Here is a 24470-nt window from a genome sequence, read left to right on the forward strand (position 1 = left end):
GTCATGCTTTGTAAGTCACAGCCTTAACGGCCTCAACAATTTCACCAATGCTGGGCAAAGCTAACTTTTCAAGATTTGCAGCATATGGAAGAGGAATATCTTTGCTAGCAATTGTAGCAACTGGCGCATCAAGATAATCAAATGCCTGTTGCATAACACGTGTTGCTATTTCAGTACCAACAGATGACTGAGGATATCCCTCCTCAATTGTTACCAAACGACCTGTTTTTTTAACTGAAGCAAGAATTGTTGGAAGATCCATAGGACGAATTGTTCGTAAATCAATCAATTCAACATCAATACTAAGTTTCTCAATTTCTGGCAATGCTTGAACCGCATAGTGCATCCCAATCCCACACGCAACAATCGTCACATCCTTACCAAATTTATGAATACGCGCCTTACCTATAGGTAAAACAAAATCATCTACTTCAGGAACATCAAATTTTTGACCATATAAAATCTCATTTTCGAGGAAAATAATAGGATTATCATCACGAATAGCAGCCTTTAACAAACCTTTTGCATCGGCAGCACTATACGGCATAATGACCTTAAGACCCGGCACATGACTATACCATGCAGCATAACATTGAGAATGCTGAGCACCAACACGCGCAGCCGCGCCATTGGGACCACGAAAAACTATTGGTGTAGACATTTGTCCACCAGACATATAACGGGTTTTTGCTGCTGAATTAATGATCTGATCAATTGCCTGCATAGCAAAATTAAATGTCATAAACTCAACAATAGGACGTAACCCTCCAAACGCAGCACCAACAGCCAACCCAGCAAAACCGTGTTCTGTGATTGGTGTATCAATAACTCGTCGCTCACCAAATTTTTCTAATAAACCTTGGCTAACTTTATAAGCACCTTGATATTGCGCTACCTCTTCCCCTAATAAGAAAACTGTCTCATCACGCTGCATCTCTTCAGCCATAGCTTGATTAAGCGCTTCACGCACCGTCATTGTAACCATTTGCGTTCCCGCTGAAATACCTGAATGAGGAGTAATATCAAAAGAGTGAGATTCCGATATTGAAGAAAAAAGAGAAGTATCATCCTTATCAAATTTTTTATGAAAATTTAAAGAATCAGTAGCGTGTGAAATATCCTCAGCACCTTCACCATCCTCTAACAATACCGCAATAACAGTATTAACTTTTACACCTTCAGAACCTTCAAGAACAAAAATTTTACCAATAGTACCCTCATCAACAGCTTCCACTTCCATCATTGCTTTATCAGTTTCAATTTCAGCAATAACATCACCAATACTAACCTTATCACCTTCTTTTTTGAGCCATTTAGATAATTTTCCTTCTTCCATCGTTGGAGAAAGTGCCGGCATCAAAATATTAATAGACATTGCTTTCCTCGCATCAAACTAAAACATCAGTATAGAGCTCAGAAGCATCTGGCTCTTGATCACTTTGCGCAAAATCCGCCGCATCAGCAACAATCGCACGCACCTCTTTTTCAATAGACTTTAAATCGTCTTCACTTGCCAAATTTTGTTTTAGAATCCGATTCTTTACCTGATCAATAGGATCATGCTCTTCTTTTATTTTCTGAACCTCTTCCTTTGATCGATATCTTGCTGGATCAGACATAGAGTGACCGCGATAGCGATAAGTCTGCATATCAAGAATAATTGGCCCTTTACCAGAACGTGCCCAAGCAATGGCTTCATCAGCAGCTCCTTTAACTGCTCGCACATCCATACCATCCACAACTATACCTGGAATTTCAAAAGAAAGACCACGACGAGAAAAATCAATATCTGCAGACGCACGTGCAACAGATGTCCCCATAGCGTACTGATTATTTTCAATAATGTACACAACCGAAAGTTTCCAAAGCGAAGCCATATTAAAACTTTCGTAAACCTGTCCTTGATTTGCAGCACCATCACCAAAATAAACAAGCGTTACATTATCTTTACCAAGATACTGATTTGAAAATGCTAAACCTGAACCAATTGGAACCTGCGCACCAACAATACCATGCCCACCATAAAAATTTTTTTCTTTAGAAAACATATGCATCGAACCGCCCTTCCCTTTAGAAAAGCCACCTCGACGTCCTGTTAACTCAGCCATAACACCGCGCGGGCTCATACCAACCGCTAACATATGACCATGATCACGATAAGACGTAATAACCTGATCACCTTCTTTTGTTGCCTTCATTGTTCCAACGACGACAGCTTCTTGCCCGATATAAAGATGGCAAAAACCACCAATAAGACCCATACCGTAAAGTTGTCCTGCTTTTTCTTCAAAACGACGAATCAAAAGCATTTCTCGATAAGCATCCATTTCCTCTTTTTTTGTAAAATTAGCTACTTGTGCTATTCTGGCAGCATTTGATAATGTAGGGTGCACCACCGATGAAGATTTTTTTTTTAGCCGTTCTGCCATATTAAACTCCCTTTCACGATTATCTAGGAATAACCCCTACAAACAGAAGTTACAAGCATTATAAATCAACTCAAAAAATACCACAGACAATTGTTTTAGAATGCTTTTTTAAAATTAAATGATTTTAACTAACTTTTAATATCATCGAAAGGAATTAAAATTGTTAATTCATTTGGCATGGAAAAATTCAAATTCCTCCGAACATATTCATCCAGCATATCCTTCTCAATGTGCCCATCACGCAAAAGAGAAATACGCTTTTCAATGAATATCCGTTCAGCTTTTACATTATGAAGCTCTCCTTCCAACTCAGCAATATGCTTATTAACCTCATTGCATGAATACAAACCATATTCACCATGAAAAACATGATACGTGAAATATCCTACAATTCCCACCGTCATGAGTGGAAGCATAAAGCGCACGCTCGCCGACTTTCGTTTTTGCTTTGTCCACATAAAATAGCACAATCCCTCGAATAGCACAGTCTTTAAATTCTAATTAACTGTACAAATCTTCCACTAACACCTCATTACCAAATACCAAAACTAAAATAAATAGATGCCATAATCCAATACCTTTAACTACAACAAAAGTAGACTATGTTATTTATTTGTTTATACTTTATGCTACACTATGCAATAAAATCACTAATTTGTGATTTTATTTCCATTTTTTTCCGAAAATTTTCCAGCTATAATGGTTATAAAATCGACAATTGCCCAAATTCCAGTAACAAGCAATCCAATAACTGATAAAGACAGAACAAGCATTAACGTACCAGTCCAAACTTTACCAACCATAAAGCGATGAATACCAAATACACCAGCAAACCAACAAATAAGCGCCAACATCACTTTTGATTGTTCTGATCCTTGTCGTAACAATGGAAAAACAGAATTGACAGTATCACCTTCACACACAAAATCAATGACATCACCAACTTTTGGTGGATTTTTTCCTAACCAATCCCAAATCGCAAACTGATAACGTTTATCATCATCACCTGAAACAAGATAAGTACCTTGATCTTGACTAATAATTATACCTCTCATCTTCAATCACCTATGAAACAGTCATTTTTTATCTTTAATAAAATAATAAAATTTGATAATTTTAAAAATACATTGTCTATTCTCAACAATCACCCATGATGCAAGCCACCTGCATAACAAGCTTGATCTCCTAACATTTCCTCAATACGAATAAGCTGATTATACTTTGCCAACCTATCAGAACGTGCAAGCGAACCAGTTTTAATTTGCCCACAATTCGTTGCAACTGCTAAGTCTGCAATAAAATCATCCTCAGTTTCACCAGAACGATGAGATATAATGGTACGATAGCCCGCTTTATGAGCTATTTCTACGGTATTTAGCGCCTCACTCAACGTGCCAATTTGGTTAACTTTAACAAGAATAGCGTTAGCAGCACCTCTTTTAATACCATCACATAAACGTGCAGAATTCGTCACAAACAAATCATCACCAACAAGCTGACATTTCTTGCCAATTAAATCTGTAAGAATCTTCCAGCCTTCCCAATCATCCTCAGCCATTCCATCTTCAATCGTAATAATAGGATAATTATCAATAAGCTGATCTAAATATTCTGCCTGTTCTTGCACACTACGACATATTCCCTCACCTTCATAAAAATATGACCCATTTTTATAAAACTCCGTTGCAGCACAATCTAAACCAAGAGCAATTTGCTCACCTGGTTTATATCCACATAAAACTATAGATTCCATAATAAAATCAATTGCTTGCTTAGCATTTTTAAATTGAGGTGCAAACCCACCTTCATCACCAACGCTAGTATTATGACCAGAAGCTTTTAGACGTTCTCTTAATGTATGAAAAATTTCAGCACCGTAACGGACTGCTTCCTTAAACGTGGGTGCCCCAACAGGAATAATCATAAATTCTTGAAAATCAATTGGATTATCGGCATGCACGCCACCATTAATAATATTCATCATTGGTATCGGAAGAATATGTGCTTGCGTACCACCAATATAACGATACAAAGGCAAACAAGATGATTCCGCTGCAGCCTTTGCAACAGCCAACGAAACACCCAAAATGGCATTAGCACCAAGACGTGCCTTATTAGGTGTTCCATCTAAAGCGATCATTGCTTGATCAACATCGATTTGATTTCTTGCATCCCGACCACGAAGTTCTTCGAAAATCTCACCATTTACCGCCGAAACCGCTTTTTCAACCCCCTTACCTTGATAGCGCACACCCCCATCACGACGTTCTACAACTTCATGCGTACCAACCGATGCCCCAGAGGGAACAACAGCACGACCGAAAGCACCGTTTTCCAAATGAACATCAACTTCTACAGTTGGATTCCCACGGCTATCAAGCACTTCACGCCCGATAATATCTACAATTACAGCCATAAAACCTTCTTTACTTAATAAAAATACCCACCCACTTTAAATACCATACGACAAAAATCCTTTATAATTACATATCTAATTTATTTTTTTGACAGATAATAAAATTTTATTAAAACTTTAGAAAATCTTTGTAAATTATCAAACTTAATCATACCACATCTCTAATACGATAAATCATCTAGATCCTCGTGCTTTTTTCAATAAATAATTTATGAATTATAATAATCTACTCTGTTTCACAGCAGCCTCGATAAAAGAAGAAAAGAGAGGATGTGGATTAAATGGACGTGATTTTAATTCTGGATGATACTGAACACCAATAAACCACGGATGATCTGTATATTCTATAACTTCTGGCAAAGCACCATCCGGAGACATCCCAGAAAAAATCAAACCACACTGTTCCAGCTTATCTTTATAATTTATATTCACTTCATAACGATGACGATGACGCTCACAAATCCTTGTCATCCCGTAAATTTGAGCAACATGACTCCCTTCTGTTAATTCAGCAACGAAAGCACCAAGCCTCATTGTCCCACCAAGATCTCCATATTTTTTACGCTCCTCAAGAATACCCTCTCTACACCATTCTTTTATTAAACCTACAATTGGATTATTTGTTTCACAAAATTCACTTGATGAAGCATTCTCGATATGCGCCAGATTACGCGCAGCCTCTATACAAGCCAACTGCATTCCAAGACAAATACCAAAAAATGGAATTTTACGCTCCCTCGCAAATTGAATTGCTTGAATTTTTCCTTCTGCACCACGTGCTCCAAAAGCACCAGGAACCAAGATTCCATGGACTTTTTGTAAATATAACGAAGGATCTTCTCTTTCAAAACACTCAGCTTCAATCCACTCAATATTAACTTTTACTCTATTAGCCAATCCACCATGCACAATCGCTTCAGTAAGGGATTTATAAGCATCTTTTAAGCCCGTATACTTTCCAACGACTGCAATTATCACCTCCTTTTCAGGATGATGAATCCGATACGTAATATCTTCCCAATGATCTAATTTCGGCTTAGGTGCGGAATTAATCCCAAAAGCAGAAAGAACTTCTGAATCTAAACCTTCTTTATGGTATGCTATCGGAGCATCATAAATTGTTGAAACATCTAATGCTTGAATAACTGCACTCGTTCGAACATTACAAAAAAGTGATAATTTGCACCTCTCTGTTTCTGGAATAGGCCGATCTGTACGCACCAACAAAACATCGGGAGCAATACCAATTGACTGCAATTCTTTAACGGAATGCTGTGTCGGTTTGGTTTTTAATTCACCGGCACAAGAAATATAAGGCATCAATGTAAGATGCACATACACAACACTATGCCTCTGTAATTCATTGCGCAACTGGCGAATCGCTTCAAGAAAAGGCATTGCCTCAATATCACCAACTGTTCCACCTATTTCACACAAAACAAAATCAAACTCTTCATTCCCCGTAGTAATGAATCTTTTAATTTCATCCGTAACATGAGGAATAACCTGAACAGTTGCTCCCAAATAATCACCACGTCGTTCTCGTTTAATAATATTGCTATAAATACGTCCCGTCGTAATGCTGTCTTGGCCATTCGCAGAACGCCCGGTAAAACGCTCATAATGACCAAGATCAAGATCTGTTTCTGCACCATCTTCAGTTACAAATACCTCACCATGTTGATAAGGTGACATAGTACCTGGATCAACATTCAAGTAAGGATCAAGCTTACGAAGCCGCACACGATATCCTCGAGCTTGCAACAAAGAAGCCAACGCTGCTGCCGCAATACCTTTTCCGAGAGAAGAAACTACTCCACCAGTAATAAAAATATAACGTACCATGAGGCTAAGGTAATAAGCAGTTTATAATGATTTTTCCAGTAAAAAAATATAAAAAATAGTTTTTCTTTCACAAAATAAAAAAGGTGAAAAATCACCTTTTTTATTTTAAAACCCATACTATTTTGTACTGTCATCAGAAACTTACTTTTTAGGCAAAAGCGGAACTGGACTTTCGATTACCGGAACTGTAGATTTGTTTTCTTCATGAGCTGGAACAGCAATACTATCTGACTGCTCTAAAACAGAAGGGGTAGATTCACTATTTGACAATGGTGCAATTTCTGCATTACCCTGATTTACAGGATCTTTTTCTGAGCTAATTGGAATGCGCTTAAGAATATCAGAATTCGATATATTCCCAACAACAATAAGCCCAATAGACACTGCAAAAAAACAGATTGCTAAGATAGCAGTTAAACGAGTCAATGCATTTTTGCTGCCGCGCGTCTTCATGAGTCCTGAACCACTGCTAACACCAAGACCGCCACCTTCTGAAGGCTGAATCAATACAACACAAACCAAGGAAATAACAATTAAAAAATGAATAACAATGAGTACTGTTTGCATAAATCCTGCTCTTTAAAATAACTAATTGTAATTGTTTACACATAAATTGCACACAATCCAAGGGGGATGAAGAAAGATTCCCCCAATTATAGTTTACGACAAACATCGCAAATAGTTAAAAAATCTACTGCTTTTAAGCTTGCTCCACCTATCAAAGCACCATTAACATGAGCAATACTCAAAAGTTCAAAAACATTGGATGCTTTTACTGATCCACCATAAAGTAAACGTATATTTTTTCCATTATCACCAAAACGAGAGAACATCTTATGACGAATAAAACCATGCACTTCCGCAATATCTTCTAAAGTAGCTGTATTTCCTGTACCTATAGCCCAAACCGGTTCATACGCAACAATTACATTCCTTTCTGTTGTACCATCAGGTAAGGATTTTTCAAGTTGCTGTGTGAGAACATCCAGAACTTTATTATTTTTGCGTTCCCCCAATGTTTCTCCGATACAAACAAGAGCAACAAGGCCTGCTCGCCATGCTGCTTGCACTTTTGCACAAACAACCGCATCACTTTCATGATACACTGTGCGACGTTCCGAATGTCCAATAATGACATAATCCGCCCCTGCTTCTTTAAGCATAAAAGCTGAAATATCTCCAGTATAAGGACCACTATCAGTAAAATGGCAATCTTGCCCTCCCAAAAGAAGATTTTCACCATTCAGTGTATCAAAAGCACGTGACAAAAGCGTTGCTGGAACACAAATAAGTGCTTCAAATAAACGGCCTAAATCAGAACTAACACCAGAAGCAATAGCGCGCAATTCTCCAAGAGAATCACCGGTTCCATTCATTTTCCAATTTCCGGCAATCAAAGGACGACTATTTGGTGCCATATTTCTACTCCCAAAGCTATCATAACATTGTTTTTATCTTTAGGTATCAAATTATAAAACGAAAGCAATCCTTTAAGCTTGCATATTATGGATCTTTATTGCAAATACAAAATCACTGCTTTGATGATAATTATACCAACAAATGGAGTTGAACGATGCTTGACATCATAAGAAATGCCAAAGATTCTTGGATTGCTAGAATTTTTCTTGCTATTTTGCTCCTATGCTTCATCCTTTTATGGGGTGTACCACAGTTACACACAAAAAGTGAAAAAGACCTTATCACTTCTGGAAAATCCACAGTAACTATCGATGATTATCGTCTTGCACTCGCTGATGAAAGTTTACATTTGGCACTTGCTTCTCATCTTGGACGAATGCTCACACCAAATGAAATACAGGAGTACAGGATTCCAGCTTTTGTTTTCAGTAAGTTACAACAAAGTGTACTCCTTGATGAACAAGTACGTAAAATGAAGATTAATCTTTCAAAAGACGAAATAGCTCGTGTTATTGGTGCAGATCATATATTTCAAAAAAATGGAATCTTCAGCAAAGATTTATTTCGTAATTATCTTCAACAATTGAATATCAGTGAAAGTAATTTCCTTAATTATTACACCAAAAAAGAGAAGCGTAGTCAGCTTATTTCAGCTTTACTTTCTGGAATGAAAGCACCTGATTTCTTTTATAAAGCGCTTTCTCTTTACCAAGAAGAAGCCCGTATCGCTGATTATCTTGTTATTGATCTAAAAGAAAAAAATAAAATTGCTGATCCCGATCAAGAAACATTACAAAAATGGTTTAATACTCATAAAAGTGAATTTCGTTCTCCAGAATACCGTACTGTTTCTTTGTTGCCTATAACACCTTCTGAGTTTATAAAATTAAAAGATATCTCAACAGATGAGGCTAAAGCCTACTATACTCAAAACGCTTCACATTTTATAGCTCCTGAAAAGCGCACAATTGAAGAATTGCAATTCCCTACACGTGAAGCCGCTGATAACGCAGCAAAAAAAATAGCTGATGGATTAAGCTTTGATGACTTAGTGAAAGCTGAAAAAAAGACTCTCAAAGATATAAAAAAGGGACCTCTAGCAGAAAATGAACTTCCTAGCTATCTAGCATCTGAAATATTTGAACTTAAACAAGATCAAATCAGTGGTGTAATCAACGATTTAAAAGGTCCTGTTATCGTTCGTGTTACACATATTACACCCCCTAGTTCTATTCCCTTTGAAAGTGTAGAAGAAAATATTCGCCAAACACTTGCTCAAAGCCGTGCTATGGATAATATACGTAATAATTATATGGCAATTGAAAACGCTCGTTTTGAAGGTGCTTCTCTCAAAGAGCTTGCCAACCAATATAAATTGCCTCTACGTACCGTAACAATTGATAAAACAGGAAGAACAATCGAAGGTATAATGCTTACAGATTTACCTCAAAAAGATACTTTACTAAATGCTATCTATCAATCAAAAGAAGGAGTTGATCTTGACCCTCTTTCCCTAGAAACAGGTGGATATCTTTGGTACACAGTAGATACGATAATCCCTGCCCGTGATAAAATCCTTGAAGAAGTCAAGAAAGATGCTATCAACAAATGGAAAAGTGAAGAAATTCAACGTCTTCTTGATGAAAAAGCCAAAAATATTCTCAAACAGCTTACTGATGGAAAGAATCTTGCTTCTCTAGCCCATATGCTTGGCGTAACACAACAAACAACAAAAGCTCTACGGCGCCAAGATTCATATGAAATATTTGGGGATGAGGGTGTTAAAGAACTATTTTCTGGCCCAAAAGGTCATTATGGCATAATAAAAAATTCGACTACAACAAGCCGTATTATTTATCAAGTAAAGGAAGTAACAGCACCAAAAGATATCACCTCTGACATCATTCCACCTAATGTCCGTGCAAATATAGACATGATAATAAGAGAAGATTTAAAGCTAGGAATGCTGCAATTTGCAAACAAAGAACATCCTCTAAAAATTAATGGTGCTAACTATAATCAAATTTTCGATATTCTTCATTAAAAATGTTGTAAATGACTTAGAGAAGTTATTTTATAAATCGTAATCAATACGTTACATAAAAGCTATGATAATAAAGTATTAAGTAAAAGTTCAAATACAATAAAGAAAGTTAGTACAAATTTTATCTAACTTCGTCATAGCTATTTTTAATTTTAATACGAGCAAGTCCATGCATATTTTAAGGATTTCTCTTATTTTTGATAATACTATTTTATTCTTACAATATTTTTGGAATATTACCTCTCATTGCTGCTCTTGTTATCAACCAATAGCGGTAAAGTAACGGTAACGTTGAATTCTCTTGAAAAACTGCAGCACCCAACTGTACTGCTTTCTGGAGAGATGCAGGCATAATTGCTAGCGGCAGAAATGCTGGCTTAAGCAGCTTAGGCAAATTAATGAAATGATCATAAAATTTTATATAATGATCTCGCGATAACGCAACCATAGCTTCAACAATATAGCGCTTTTTTTCATCATTGATACGATTAGACTCCAATTCTTCCCGATTAACCCCTAAAGCCTTTAGCATATCAGTAGGTAAATAATATTGATATCTTGGTTGCATAAATGACAAAAGACGTAATATACCGCTTAGTACTTGAGCAATTCCTCCATGTTCACAAACATTTGTAAAATTTTGTGTAGCTTCAGAAGCACGAGAATCCAATATTTGACAAGAAAGCTGCAAAATTATACCCGCTGTTTCTTTACAATAAGCTTCGAGGTCGTGAATCGTTTCTATAGAATTATGGTAAAGATTTAAAATCTGTGCATCACAATAACGCAAAAAAGAATTCTTAGGTAAATTAAAAAGAGTAATTGCTGTAAATAAATCATTCAAAATCGGATTTCTTCCACTATTTTGCACATCAATATTAATGATAGAATCATACCACCAACGCAATCGGATCTCTCCAATAAGAGGATCATGCACACTCTCTCGAATACGAGAAATTTCCGCATTAAAAGCGTAAAGAGCAGCCAATGCTATGCGCTTTTTTTTAGGTGCAAATAAAACCGATATGTAACGATCACGATCTGTAGCACGTAGAATATCAAGACAATAAGGAAGAAAATTTATCATTCTATTGTACTTATGAACCTCATTTTTAATAATTATTTATTTATATTTTTTAACATAAAGAAAAAAAATAAAACCAAAGAAATGATATTTTGAAACTTCCCATACAGTAGATAATGAATGAAAAATCCTTGTTTAACGATATTGTTATTCCTGACTATTTTCACTTCTAAAAAAGAAAAACCGTTTACAATTTCTTTTATCTCTCATCACAATAATTAAATATCAACACATACTTATATTTAATATCTTTATGAACGCATACTATTAAAAATGCTTATAAATAATAATATGTCTCAGGATACTCCTTGAAAAAGTATGTTGGCTCTCAAAGAATGAACTTTCTTAGACATAAACCAAACCAACCATGCATTCATACGAAAATTTTGAAATTTATATCAAGAAGGTTTTACATATCCCACCTAATTTTCTCTAAAAATTTTTGGATTGACAGAGACTTTTTTTAGAAAAGCTAAAACAATCTAGTCTTTTTTGCTAAAAAAAAACAACATTGCAAAAATGAAAGCTACACATCTTTTTTACTTAGTTAATATCATATCTAAACACTAACTCTGTTACTCAGAAAATACAATTATCCCGATACTGTAAATTGTGAAATTTTACATACCGAACAAATTAGAATTTTTAGTATTAAAAATTATCATATGCGTTTGAGAGATACCAGCGGTTCACTTAAGCATATGAACAATATGCATTAACTTTCAATGCTTCTGTAAAACCTTGTTGTAAACACTAACTTTTTCAAATCATTTCAAAAATAGATGTCAAAAATTTTATTTCGTAGCAATATTCAAGATCCTTATCTTACAGATTCTATAAAATATGCTGTACTATCAGACAGTGCTATAAACAGATTATTTGATCATTTTGACTGCTGCCTTAAAAAATTCAAATTTTCATGAGTGGACAAATTGTTGATATAATAGTTGTTTCTATGTTATATTGGAGAGATAGTAACCATGAGAAGGAAAGTCTAAAAGCGGGTGGAGAATAATCTGAGAAGATCTTTAAAAATATTAAACACGAAAGTGCTCTCTTTATAAGAGACAGTCTAATTGATAAGACTGAAATGAGTGGTATTATCATTCCTCGTTTAATTTGCCAGAAGCAACACGAGAGACAGGTCGTATTCTCCCCGCTGCCATTATTGTACATTTACTATTAAATAGATTTACTCCTGAATCTATAATATAAAGCGCAAATATACATCCATGCATTATTTTTTAATCACTGCCCAAAAAAATCTATAAAATCTAAATATGTTGTACCATTCCATACTTTATAAGTATTCTCATATAAAGATTAGCAACAAGAATATCATAATGCTTGAAGAATGATTTCATCTGTTTTATTCGTGAGTAGATCAATCATAAGAAAAAATACCAATGCCAAACCAGAATCAGTATGCAATTTCATATAAAGAACTCCTAAATTTTTATAAAGAAAGTGGTGCTGATGCCGTATTAACCGATGTACCTATTGACCGCTTCAGTAAAATTTCTTCTTCAGAAAAAAAATTAAAACAGGCCATTAATATTGGCAATCATCAACACATACAATCAGATACAAATCAACTTAATCGTATACTGCATAATCCTGATACCACGCAGCGTTCGCTTTCAACTATAGAGCTATCTGCTATAGAGATGGCAAAAAATGCGAATACACTTGACGAATTAAAATCTGCTCTTCTAGCTTTTAATGGTTGTTCACTAAAACTAACAGCTAAGAATACCTGTTTTGCAGATGGAACGGCAGGAAGTCCGATTATGCTCATTGGCGAAGCACCAGGACGTGAAGAAGATATACAAGGTATTCCCTTCGTAGGAAAAGCAGGTATTCTTCTTAATAAAATACTGGAAGCAATCGGTCTTACAAGACAAAATGTTTATATAACAAACACTATTCCATGGCGTCCGCCAGGAAATCGTACACCAACACCAAGAGAAATAACCTTATGCCGCCCTTTTGTTGAACGACATATTCAATTAGCCAATCCTCGTGTTCTCATAGCATTAGGGGGAGTCGCTACACAATTTCTTACTGGATCTCAGAGTGGAATTATCAGAACAAGAGGAAAATGGTTTATTTATGGACAAGAAGGGGAAGAAAAAATACCCGTTATGCCAACCTTTCACCCTGCATATCTTTTACGAACCCCTAGTCAAAAAAAGCTTACATGGATGGACTTTCTAGAAGTAAAAAACCATCTTAATAACATTTTGTAATTACTTAATTTTTTATTGCTTAAAAATATAAATACTTTTTTAATCATTCATACTCTTACTACAATCAGGAAAAATTATGAAACAACCAACAATACCCATTTATCGTCTAGAAGATTATCAACCCACCCCTTACACTATTCCAGAAACACATCTTCACTTCTGTTTAGAACCGACAAAAACCCGTGTAACAGCAACACTGTTAATTAAAGCACGTCACAATACAAAAGAGATGACACCTCTTGTGCTTTCTGGTGATGATCTTCGATTAATTTCTGTTTCTATTAATGGTGAGACATTGGATAAAAATGCTTATAAAAGCACTCCTTCACTCTTAGAAATTACCACTTTACCAACAGTTCCGTTTACCTTGCAATTGGTTACAGAATTAAACCCTAAAAGTAACCGCCAACTTATGGGGCTTTACCTTTCAAACGGCGTCTATTGCACACAATGCGAAGCGGAAGGCTTTCGTCGTATTACTTATTTTTATGATCGCCCAGATGTTCTTTCTACCTATACAGTAAAAATTGAAGCAGATTCTCAGACAATCCCCAACTTGCTTTCCAATGGTAATCTTGTTGAAACTGGACATCTTGATAATAACCGCCATTTTGCTGTTTGGGAAGATCCTCATCCAAAACCATCCTATCTCTTTGCTTTAGTTGGTGGAAACCTTGATAAATTAGAAGATCAGTTTATCACTAAATCCGGCCGATGTGTCAAACTTGGTATCTATGTTGAAAAAGAGAAAACTAAAAGAGCAATCTATGCAATGGATGCACTCAAACGTTCTATGCAATGGGATGAAAAGTATTTTGGACGCGAATATGATCTTGATATTTTCAATATTGTTGCTGTTTCCGATTTTAATATGGGTGCAATGGAAAATAAAGGACTCAATATCTTTAATGATAAGTATATCCTTGCTGACCATGAAACAGCAACTGATCAGGATTATAGAAATATTGAACGCATCATTGCGCATGAATATTTTCATAATTGGACTGGCAATCGTATTACCTGTCGTGATTGGTTTCAACTTTGTTTAAAAGAGGGATTAACCGTTTATCGTGACCAAGAGTTTTCTTCGGATCACAATGTGCGCAGCCTGCAGAGAATTGAAAATATAAAAGCATTGAAAGCTACACAATTTGTCGAAGATGCAGGCCCTCTTTCCCATCCTGTACGCCCTCGCCAATACAGTCAAATTAATAATTTTTATACCACAACTATTTACGAAAAAGGCGCTGAAATTGTCCGTATGGTACAGACTATTTTAGGCTCTGCTCTGTTTCGCAAAGGTATGGACCTCTATTTTCAACGCCATGATGGAAAAGCTTGCACGATTGAAGACTTTATTGCATGCTTTGCTGAAGTTTCAGGGCAAGATTTCTCACAATTCATGCTGTGGTATGAACAAGCAGGTACACCTCATGTAGAAATCGATACCCACTATAGTGATGGTGTTTTAACAATTCATGCAAAACAATATATTCCTGAAACGCCACAACAAAATATCAAAAAACCTATGGTCATCCCCATTTCTTTTGGGCTTTTAGGACATAATGGAGAGTCATTAACCTATGAGACTGATACAGACATTCAATCAGATATTATGCTTTTATCCAAAGAAACTCAAATTTTCACTCTAAAGAAATTACGCGAAAAACCTGTTTTATCACTTCTGCGAGATTTTTCTGCGCCTATAATTCTGAAAACTCCATTGAGGGAAAGTGAACTTATCTTTCTTGCTAAAAATGATAGTAATCAAGTCAATCGCTGGCAGTCACTTAACCATCTGATGATGCAAGCCATGGTTCAAGTCATTCAAAATACAACACAAACAAAAGAAGCTATGCCCTCTGCTTTGCTAGAATTGATTGAAACCATCATTACAGATGCAAGTCTTGAACCTGAATTTCGTGCATTTTGTTTAAATTTACCGAGCGAAATTGAGCTTGCTCATACACTCGGTGAAAATATTGATCCAGATCGTATCTACTATGTACGAAAGCAATTTTTATCGTCTATCGCAGACACTCATAAAGAACTCTTCACAAAAATTTATGAACAAATGCATATAGAAGAACCTTATTCACCAAACGCTGAACAAATTGGCAAACGAGCATTACGGAATATTGTTTTAGACTATCTTTCTATTGCGGAAAATGAACCAAACCGTGCTGCTACACAATATGCAGTAGCTGATAATATGACTGACAAAATGGCCAGTATAAATACTTTGGTACAGCGCTTTTACAAAAGCAAACAAGCACAAAACGCCTTAAATGATTTTGAAAGCAGATATCGGAATGACCCCTTAATTATGGATAAATGGTTTTCTATTCAAGCAATGGTTGCTGAATCATCAACCCTCGATAACATTAAAAGACTTATGCAACATTCGCTTTTTTCGCAAGATAACCCCAATCGTGTACGTGCCTTAATTGGCGTTTTTGCATCCAACAACTTAACAGGATTTAACAGAGTTGATGGTGCATCATATTATTTTCTTTGCCAACTTATTTTGGAAATTGATAAAAAAAATTCACAGCTTGCTTCGCGATTATTAACAATGATGCGTTCTTGGCGACAATTAGAACCTATTCGGAGACAAAAACTTGAAACTGCATTAAAAACGATTGAATCATCTCCCAAATTGTCAAGCGATGTCGCAGATATCATAAATCGTATACTTGCTTAAAATAAAAAATATTTTGTAATCAATATATTATAGTATTTCTTATAAAATTAACTGTCTTTTTAGAAATAGTAAACTCAGAAACAGAGAATTTAAACCTGTTTCTGAGTTGATCGTTGTAGTGCGTTTTTATTTCCATATTCTACACTCACAAAAGTAAAATTGCTTTTTGTAAAAAAAAGACTGGACAGAAGACTCTCGTTTTGATTCATTACTCTTACGAGGTTATTATGAATACCGAAGCAGTTTTTCAGTCAAATTATTCCATAATTAGAGGAACTAACAATGGCTAAACTGGACGCATACAATGCGCCAACAAAGATGCATACCGCTTCAAAAGCACGCACTAAAAATCATAAAGTGCGGACAACATATATAAATATGCTTTCTGGTTTAATCTATAAAAAGCTTTTATTTGTTGAACCTTGGTTACGACGTTCTATTCCGTTTATCATTGTTATATTCCTTGTTGTTTTAGCAGCAATTCGTTTCATATCGATCTATGATTTGCGCCATACAATTGATAAAAACGCGCGCTCTTCAATTACTCTCCTGAACTCTTATATTACCAATATAATTGATCATAACTTACTTGCCGATGCTCAGCAAAAAAAAGCTTCCATTCTTTCTCATAACTATTTGCAAAATATCATTACAAGTTCCATTAATAAAGGCTTGATCAGTACCAATACCATTATCGCTATAGTAGATCAAAAGGGTAATGTCCTAGCATCATCCAGTTCACAAATAGTTTTAGGAAAACCCTTACAAGATTTTATTTATGATAATATTTCTTTACAGTCTCTAGAGAAATACGCTGAAGTAACACAAATCACGATAGGAAGAGATACTCCTGCTTTCGCTGTATTTAGAAAAACAAAAAATGGACAATACGGGGTATTTATCGGTGAAAAAACGCAACATACCTACACAGAATGGCGTAAAATTTTCTCGTTAAATATGACCCTGTTCCTAGGAACTACTGGTGTTATTTTGGTTCTTCTATATGCCTATTATAATCAAATTATACGAGCGCATAATTCAAACATAATTTCAGAAAAAATTCAAAATCGCATTGATATGGCGATGATGCGTGGACGTTGTGGATTGTGGGATTGGAATATAGCAAATGGACGTGTATACTGGTCACGAGCAATGTACGAAATGCTCGGTTATGTCCCTCAAGATGCATTGCTGTCAATTTCCCAAATCACTGCTATTATCAACCCAAATGATGCTAATTTTTTTGATCTTGCTCAGGAACTAATGAGCGGTAAAAAAAAGCATATTGATATTAATGTCCCCATGCGTCATGCAGATGGCCATTATATATGGATGCGGATTCGTGCTGAAGTTACAGAAGAAGAAGAAGAACCCCATTTAGTTGGTATTTCCTTCGACATTAGTGAACAACGTCAATTTGCTGAGAAAACAGTGCAAGCTGATCTTCGTATTCGTGATGCAATTGAAAATATTTCAGAATCGTTCGTATTGTGGGATTCAGAAGAACGTTTGGTTATGTCTAATAGCAAATTTTGTGAATATGCAGCGATCCCTAAGCAGAATCTACAATCTGGTATTCAACGCGCAACTGTTGAAGCCATGGCTCGCCCTGCTATCAGTGAATATCTCCTAAAAGAAGATGATGGTACTGGTAACATAACAAGTATTCGTAAAATTGCAGATGGTCGTTGGCTTAAAATCAACGAGCGACGCACTCAAGATGGAGGACTAGTCTGTATTGGTACTGACATTTCTGAACTTAAGCAACAACAAGAAAAATTTCAAGATAGTGAAAGGCGCTTCTTTTCCTTCATTCAAGAACTTAAACGTGCACGAGGAAATGCTCAGCAGCGTGCAACAGAGGTTGAAAAACTTAACAAAAGTCTCAAAGCTGAAAAGGAGCGTGCTGAAAGTGCTAACAAAGCTAAATCAGAATTTTTAGCTAACATATCTCATGAATTACGCACTCCACTTAATGCCATTCTTGGATTTTCAGACATCATGTTACAAGCTACTTTTGGTCCTCTCGGTTCACAACGCTATAAGGAATATATGCATGATATTTACAGTTCAGGAACACATCTTCTAGCTCTTATCAATGATATCCTTGATATGTCCAAAATCGAAGCAGGAAGATTTACTCTTAATCTAAAAAATATTAATCTTGAGCCTATCATTCACGAAACAGTACGAACACTTATGCCACAGGCTCAAGAAAAAAATATTTCTGTTACAACCAACATTTCTTCAGAACTGCATACCGAAGTTGATTGCCGTGCCATGAGACAAATTTTTCTTAACCTTATTTCTAATGCTATTAAATTTACACCTTCCGGTGGAAGTGTTAATATTTATGCTGTCCAGAAAAAGAATCATCTTATTTTTAAAATTAAAGATACGGGTGTCGGTATCCCTCAATCAGCAATTAAAAAACTCGGACAACCTTTCGAACAAGTTGAAAATCAATTTACTAAAACTCATACAGGTTCTGGCCTTGGACTGGCTATATCACGCTCTCTGCTAGAACTGCACAAAGGAAAACTTGAGATTACCTCCAAAGAAATGAAGGGTACAACTGTAACAATTACAATGCCAATCCAACAAAACAAATCCTAAAAAAGACATTACCATTCTTATAGCGATAGCCATGTATCGCTATTAACTATCGAAATAAATTAGACTAATTTTACCTATTTTTTCAAACATCATAATTTGTTTTAACTTAACGTAAAAACCATTATTTGCAACGTCAATGTCAATATTGCAAACAGAAGCAGCAGAAGAGTTTTATTGAAATAAAAAAAGTAGTAAATATAACCTTCTATTTTACAATTAATTAAAAATTTTTAAACCACATCGATATATATATCCATTATTTTATAGTTAAAACCTACATAAGGATATCTTGTATACATAAGAACAATACTTTTCATTATCAAAAACTAACTTTTAAAATAAACTACTTATTTTATAATTTTATTGTTATTTTTTAATATTTATATTTTATATACTTTTATTTCTATATATTACTATAGTATTTCTTGATTTTTATCTAGAAACTAAATAGAAATTTTATGATAAACTTATCATAAAATTGTAGTTTGACGCATTTAAATTTTCATAATTTGTACAAAAATTGAACGAACTAACTGTCCTGTTTCCTCAATCAATTGTTCAACACGAAGCAAATCAGGTTCCCCGACACTACTCAACAAAAGATCGCTTAATCCAGGTGGCATATCATCAGGATTAAAAGTATCATTTAAGCAAAGTCTTATGATTTGGCTTAAATTTGTATATAAATCATAGGCATGATGTAAATCAGAAATAGATGATGGACTAAGAAAATTAGAAGGTAAATGCGCCAAGATATCAGCTGTAGTTGCTCCAATTTTGAACTCGATTACATGAGTAATAAGAGCAAATTGGGCAATGAATTCTAGATCCATAATACCCCCAATCATAGTTTTCAAATCCCATAAATTTTCTGGAGGTTTTTCTTTTTCAATCAAAGTACGCATTTTACATACCGCTTTTGCTACGTCCATCTTATTACGAGAAAGAGCAATAATTGCACAAATTTCATTTTCTACCTTTTGTATAAAATCAGGATCTCCAGCAATGCCTCGTGCCCTCGTTAAAGCCAAATGCTCCCATATCCATGCTTCCTTATAATAATATTTTTTAAAAAATTGAAAAGAAACAGCAACAGGTCCCTTATTACCTAATGGCCGTAATCTTAAATCAACCGCATAAAGGATACCTTGATTTGTAGGAGTAGATAAAGCTGCAACAAGACGTTGTGTCAAACGAGTATAATATTGAGAAATATAGAGAGGTTTTTCTCCATCAGATATTTCTGCATCCTCATCATGTTCATAAAGAAAAATAAGATCAACATCCGAACCAGCAGTTAATTCGTGACTTCCAAGTTTACCCATACCTAGAATGCCAACACGTCCTCCTTTAATACAACCATGGAGACGAGAAAACTCTTCTTGAACTGCAGTAAATGTTTTTGCAATCATAAGATCCGCAAGCGCAGTAAATGCAAAACCTGCTTTGTCTCCCCTAATTGCGCCATTTAAAATCCTAATTCCAATCAAGAAACGTTGTTCATCAGCAAAACCCCTTAAATGATTGAGGATTTCTTCATAAGAGACTACACCTTCAAGAAAATATTTTTGTTGATTTTCTAGATAAGTTTTTGTTGGCAATTTTAAGAAAATTGTTGGATCTAGCATTCCATCGAATACGTGTGGTTTACGTGTGATAATTTCTGCAAGACGCGGAGCAGCTCCCATAATAAGCACCAACATATCCAAAAGAGACGGATTAGACTGCAATAGACTAAAAAGCTGAATCCCAGAAGGTAGACCCTGTAAAAAATTATCAAAACACAACATTGCTTCATCTGCTCGTTTAGTCGCGCCAAAAGCTTTTAAAAGTGCAGGTGTCAAAGCTGTTAATCTTTCACGTGCTTCAACAGATTGAGTAGCTTTATAACGCCCACAATGTAGTGTCCGCATAATACGACAAATATCACTTGCCCTTTTAAAGCCTAAACACTCCAATGTTATCAATGTCTCTGGATCATCTTCTTCACCTGTAAAAACTAAATTACCGATCTCTAAGCCAAGTTCTTTCTCATTCTCAAACAACGCTGCATAGTGTTTTTCAACAATCTGCAGCGTTTTCAACAAATCTCTAATAAAGCAACTATTATCGTGATACCCCATTAAATATGCAACACTCATGAATTGAGAAACATCATTTGGCAAAAGATGCGTTTGTTCATCTGCAAGCATTTGAATACGGTGTTCTACATTCCGTAAAAAGGCATAACTTTTTATGAGACTGTCTCTAGTTTCTTTACTTATCCAACCAAGAGTGTGAAGCTCTGCTAACATTGCAACTGTCTTACGCCCGCGTAATTGAGGAAAACGCCCACCAGCAATTAGTTGTTGTGTTTGCACAAAAAACTCAATCTCACGAATACCACCTCGCCCCAATTTTATATTATGACCATAGGCAGAAATTTGATTATAATTTTTATATGCGTGGATTTGTCGCTTGATTGAATGGATATCAGCAATAGCAGCATAATCCAAATACTTGCGCCACACATAAGGAGAAAGCTCTCTGAGAACATTAAAACCAGCTTTTTTATCACCAGCTACTGGACGTGCTTTAATCATAGCTGCACGTTCCCAATTTTGACCACGACCTTCATAATAACGTAATGCAGTTCTAACCGGCAATGCCAAAGGAGTTGAAGCTGGATCTGGCCTAAGACGAAAATCAAGACGAAAAACATACCCATCCACAGTACGTTCTTGAATGATACGAATCAATCGACGTACCATTTTAGAAAATATATCTATGCTCTCATGAATATTATCAATATGTGGTGACATATCATCAATAAAAACAATGAGATCAATATCAGAAGAATAATTCAGTTCCCCTGCCCCTAACTTGCCCATACCCAAAATGATTAAACCACAATCTTTTTCCGGATCATCTCGACTAGATAAACTGATTTTGCCTTGATCATGCGCTTCTCTTAAAAGAAAACGTAAAGCTACACCCAATACCACTTCACCTAAGCGGGTCAACCAAGCACATGAAACTTCATAATTAAAAACACCTCCCAAATCAGCTAACGCAATAAGAGTATGTGCTTCTCGTTTCTTGCATCTTAAAACTGCCATCAATGAAGCTTCATTAATAGAAGCATTTTTATCTATGAGCGCAATATCATTTATAATTTCGCCAAGCCTTGTTTCTATATCAACATTTAATAAAGTATCGAGATACGATGGATTAGCAATCAAAACTTCGCGCAGAAAAGGCGATAAGGTCATGACCGCATTTATGAAATCAATCTGTTCTCCCTTGTCTGCAATATAAGAAGCTAACGATACTAAATTTTCTTTTCTCGCTTGTTCTTCGATGTCTTTAAGCCATCGAAAACCGTTCTCACCAATGGGACGTAAAGGAAGAAGCTTTATTTTTAAAAAGCATTTTTCATTCACACTCCCTTGAAAAGAAATTTCATTTTTTATTTTATTACATTAAAATTCAAAGGAACAAATAATCATTTCGTATACACGTATATAAAATAGAAAAACACACCTTTAGGGAAATAATAAAATAGCTCTAAGACCTGGATTTGCATCTTCAAGAAGTAATTCACCTCCGTGAAGTTTCATAACAGCCTTTGCGATACTTAAACCAATTCCAAAACCTGGCTGTGTACGACTTTCTTCAAGACGAACAAATCGTTCTGTTACTTTTTCACGTTTATCCTCTGCAATTCCTGGACCATTATCACTAACAACAACCAACAAATGTTCACCATAATATTCCATAGATAAGTAAACCTCTGCATTTCTTTCACCTTTAGATGCATATTTAATGGCATTATCAATGAGGTTAAAAATTGATTGCGCAATAAGCTCACGATTGAGCTTAATCTCTTTATCAAATGTATCTCCTAGCTGAAGTAAAACACCTGATTCTTCAGCAAAAGGTTCATAAAGCTCAACTGCATCTTCAAGAATCAACTTCATATTCATAATCTCAAGATTCTCAATGGCTCTGCTGGCTTCAATACGTGAAATCATTAAAATAGCATTAAAAGTACGAATAAGCTGATCTGCCTCAACAATAACACCATCAAGTGCCCGCCGATATTCAAGCACTGTCTTTTTCCCCGAAAGAGCCTCTTCAGCCCGATTTCTAAGACGCGTCAATGGTGTTTTAAGATCATGAGCAATATTATCTGATACCTGATGTAAACCAATATTTAATTCTTCAATCTGGTCTAACATCACATTAAGATTAGCTGATAATCGATCAAATTCATCACCTACTCCGGAAACAGGTAAACGCCCACTAAAATCACCTTCCATCAAGCGCTTTGATGCATCTGTTACATGGTCAATTCTCTGTAATGCCCGTCTGCCGACAAAAAACCATATTAATAAAGCACCTCCAACCATTGCCGCAAGAGCGATCATAATTGCCTTACGAATAACCGCTATAAAACGTTCCGGTTCATCTAGATCACGCCCTATAAGGATTTTCATAGCATTAGGCAAATCAACAATAATTGCTAAAGCACGATGTTCACTTGTTTGCCCATGTTCTCCAAAACGCGAATATAAAAAAGAGCTAGAAAGAAAGCCATTATGATTCAAAAGGCCAAGCTCAATACCTGCAACATTCCCTGCTAAAATACGTCCCATAGGATCAGTAACAAGATACAGAAAAGCACCTGGTTGCCGTGAGCGATAATCAATAGTGCGCATTAATAAAGATAATCCACCATAATGATAAGCGCTTTCAATACGCCCTAGTTCTTCACGTAAAGCCTGTTCGGTTTGTTTGGTTAATAATGAAGCAGAAAATGCCGTTATATAAATAAAAAGCCCTGCTGCAACTAATCCAAATAGCAAAATATAAAGCGCTGAAAGCCTTAACGCTGTTGTGCGCATCATATTAATCAAACGATTCATATTTTATTATCTGGTTCTTTCAGCATATATCCAGCTCCACGTATAGTATGTAAAATTGGTACATCAAAATCTTTTTCAATTTTTGCTCTCAAACGGGATATATGAACATCAATCACATTTGTTTGCGGATCAAAATGATAATCCCAAACATTTTCTAAAAGCATAGTACGTGTCACGACCTGACCAGCATATCTCATCAAATACTCTAATAAACGAAACTCACGTGGTTGTAATAGAATATTCTTATCGCCACGTTTCACCGTATGAGCTAACCGATCAAGCTCAAGATTGCCCACACAATAAATAGTTTCCGCTTCTTTAGGATTTTTACGCCGCTGTAGAACTTCAACACGAGCAAGAAGCTCAGAAAAAGCATAAGGCTTTGTTAAATAATCATCACCCCCTGCACGTAAACCCGCTACACGATCATTAACCTGTCCTAAAGCTGAAAGGATAAGAGCTGGTGTTTCATTACCTTTAGCACGCAACTCAGAAATGATAGAAAGACCATCACGATGCAGAAGCATCCGATCAACAACCATAACATCATAATTTTCCGTATCAGCTAAAGCATATCCTGTATCTCCATCATATGCTACATCTGCTGAATGTCCTGCTTCCCAAAAAGCTTTTTCGAGATAACGCCCTGTCTCATAATCATCTTCGATAACGAGTATCTTCATAAAACGTTTCTCCGTCATTTCGTGAAATTAGGTGGTAAGACAAAGGCCTACAAAACCTCTGTCTTACTATTAAC

The 24470-nt window shown here is 35.7% G+C and carries 16 protein-coding genes; 4 read left to right on the forward strand and 12 right to left on the reverse strand.

Annotated elements, in window-relative coordinates:
• Position 1 precedes the first annotated feature (1 nt).
• From V3565_RS01390 to tpiA, 8 genes are all read right to left on the reverse strand, one after another.
• A complete protein-coding gene (locus V3565_RS01390) occupies positions 2–1375 on the reverse strand; it encodes a pyruvate dehydrogenase complex E1 component subunit beta (protein WP_455478549.1) in 1374 nt (457 codons plus the stop codon).
• Between the two features lie 13 nt (positions 1376–1388).
• Positions 1389–2429 (reverse strand): pyruvate dehydrogenase (acetyl-transferring) E1 component subunit alpha, encoded by a 1041-nt coding sequence (gene pdhA / locus V3565_RS01395; protein ID WP_455478550.1) that lies wholly within the window; start codon positions 2427–2429, stop codon positions 1389–1391.
• Positions 2430–2557: 128 nt separating this feature from the next.
• A complete protein-coding gene (locus V3565_RS01400; protein ID WP_455478551.1) occupies positions 2558–2887 on the reverse strand; it encodes an FtsB family cell division protein in 330 nt (109 codons plus the stop codon).
• A 192-nt stretch (positions 2888–3079) separates the two neighbouring features.
• Positions 3080–3484, reverse strand: a complete 405-nt coding sequence (locus V3565_RS01405) for an NINE protein (protein ID WP_455478552.1) — start codon at positions 3482–3484, stop codon at positions 3080–3082.
• A gap of 89 nt (positions 3485–3573) precedes the next feature.
• A complete protein-coding gene (gene eno / locus V3565_RS01410; RefSeq protein WP_455478553.1) occupies positions 3574–4845 on the reverse strand; it encodes a phosphopyruvate hydratase in 1272 nt (423 codons plus the stop codon).
• A 216-nt stretch (positions 4846–5061) separates the two neighbouring features.
• Positions 5062–6690 (reverse strand): CTP synthase, encoded by a 1629-nt coding sequence (locus V3565_RS01415; protein ID WP_455478554.1) that lies wholly within the window; start codon positions 6688–6690, stop codon positions 5062–5064.
• Between the two features lie 141 nt (positions 6691–6831).
• Positions 6832–7257: a preprotein translocase subunit SecG gene (secG, locus tag V3565_RS01420; RefSeq protein WP_455478555.1), complete on the reverse strand. Its 426-nt coding sequence runs from the start codon at positions 7255–7257 to the stop codon at positions 6832–6834.
• Positions 7258–7343: 86 nt separating this feature from the next.
• Entirely contained in the window at positions 7344–8108 is a 765-nt protein-coding gene (gene tpiA, locus V3565_RS01425) for a triose-phosphate isomerase (RefSeq protein WP_455478556.1), read from the reverse strand.
• Positions 8109–8263: 155 nt separating this feature from the next.
• On the opposite strand from tpiA, the gene V3565_RS01430 reads away from it, so the two are divergent.
• Entirely contained in the window at positions 8264–10153 is a 1890-nt protein-coding gene (locus V3565_RS01430) for a peptidyl-prolyl cis-trans isomerase (RefSeq protein WP_455478557.1), read from the forward strand.
• 217 nt (positions 10154–10370) lie between these two features.
• Here the strand turns inward: V3565_RS01430 and V3565_RS01435 are convergent, their stop codons facing one another.
• A complete protein-coding gene (locus tag V3565_RS01435) occupies positions 10371–11240 on the reverse strand; it encodes a phytoene/squalene synthase family protein (RefSeq protein ID WP_455478558.1) in 870 nt (289 codons plus the stop codon).
• Between the two features lie 1403 nt (positions 11241–12643).
• Between V3565_RS01435 and V3565_RS01440 the strand changes: the two genes are divergently transcribed.
• The 3 genes from V3565_RS01440 (at position 12644) to V3565_RS01450 (ending at position 18806) form a co-directional block, all read left to right on the forward strand.
• A complete protein-coding gene (locus V3565_RS01440; protein WP_455478559.1) occupies positions 12644–13486 on the forward strand; it encodes a uracil-DNA glycosylase in 843 nt (280 codons plus the stop codon).
• Positions 13487–13562: 76 nt separating this feature from the next.
• Positions 13563–16190, forward strand: coding sequence for an aminopeptidase N (gene pepN / locus V3565_RS01445; RefSeq protein WP_455478560.1), 2628 nt, complete (start codon positions 13563–13565; stop codon positions 16188–16190).
• 282 nt (positions 16191–16472) lie between these two features.
• The gene (locus V3565_RS01450; protein WP_455478561.1) at positions 16473–18806 is read left to right on the forward strand and encodes a PAS domain-containing sensor histidine kinase; all 2334 of its coding nucleotides are present in this window, start codon (positions 16473–16475) and stop codon (positions 18804–18806) included.
• A 494-nt stretch (positions 18807–19300) separates the two neighbouring features.
• Here the strand turns inward: V3565_RS01450 and V3565_RS01455 are convergent, their stop codons facing one another.
• The 3 genes from V3565_RS01455 to V3565_RS01465 all read right to left on the reverse strand — a co-directional run bounded on the left by V3565_RS01455 (position 19301) and on the right by V3565_RS01465 (position 24396).
• The gene (locus tag V3565_RS01455; RefSeq protein ID WP_455478562.1) at positions 19301–22228 is read right to left on the reverse strand and encodes a bifunctional [glutamine synthetase] adenylyltransferase/[glutamine synthetase]-adenylyl-L-tyrosine phosphorylase; all 2928 of its coding nucleotides are present in this window, start codon (positions 22226–22228) and stop codon (positions 19301–19303) included.
• 102 nt (positions 22229–22330) lie between these two features.
• Entirely contained in the window at positions 22331–23713 is a 1383-nt protein-coding gene (locus V3565_RS01460; protein ID WP_455478563.1) for a sensor histidine kinase, read from the reverse strand.
• A complete protein-coding gene (locus V3565_RS01465; protein ID WP_455478564.1) occupies positions 23710–24396 on the reverse strand; it encodes a winged helix-turn-helix domain-containing protein in 687 nt (228 codons plus the stop codon). Before V3565_RS01465 ends, V3565_RS01460 begins: the two co-directional genes overlap by 4 nt.
• Between the last annotated feature and the right edge of the window lie 74 nt (positions 24397–24470).

Source organism: Bartonella sp. B10, from assembly GCF_053794435.1.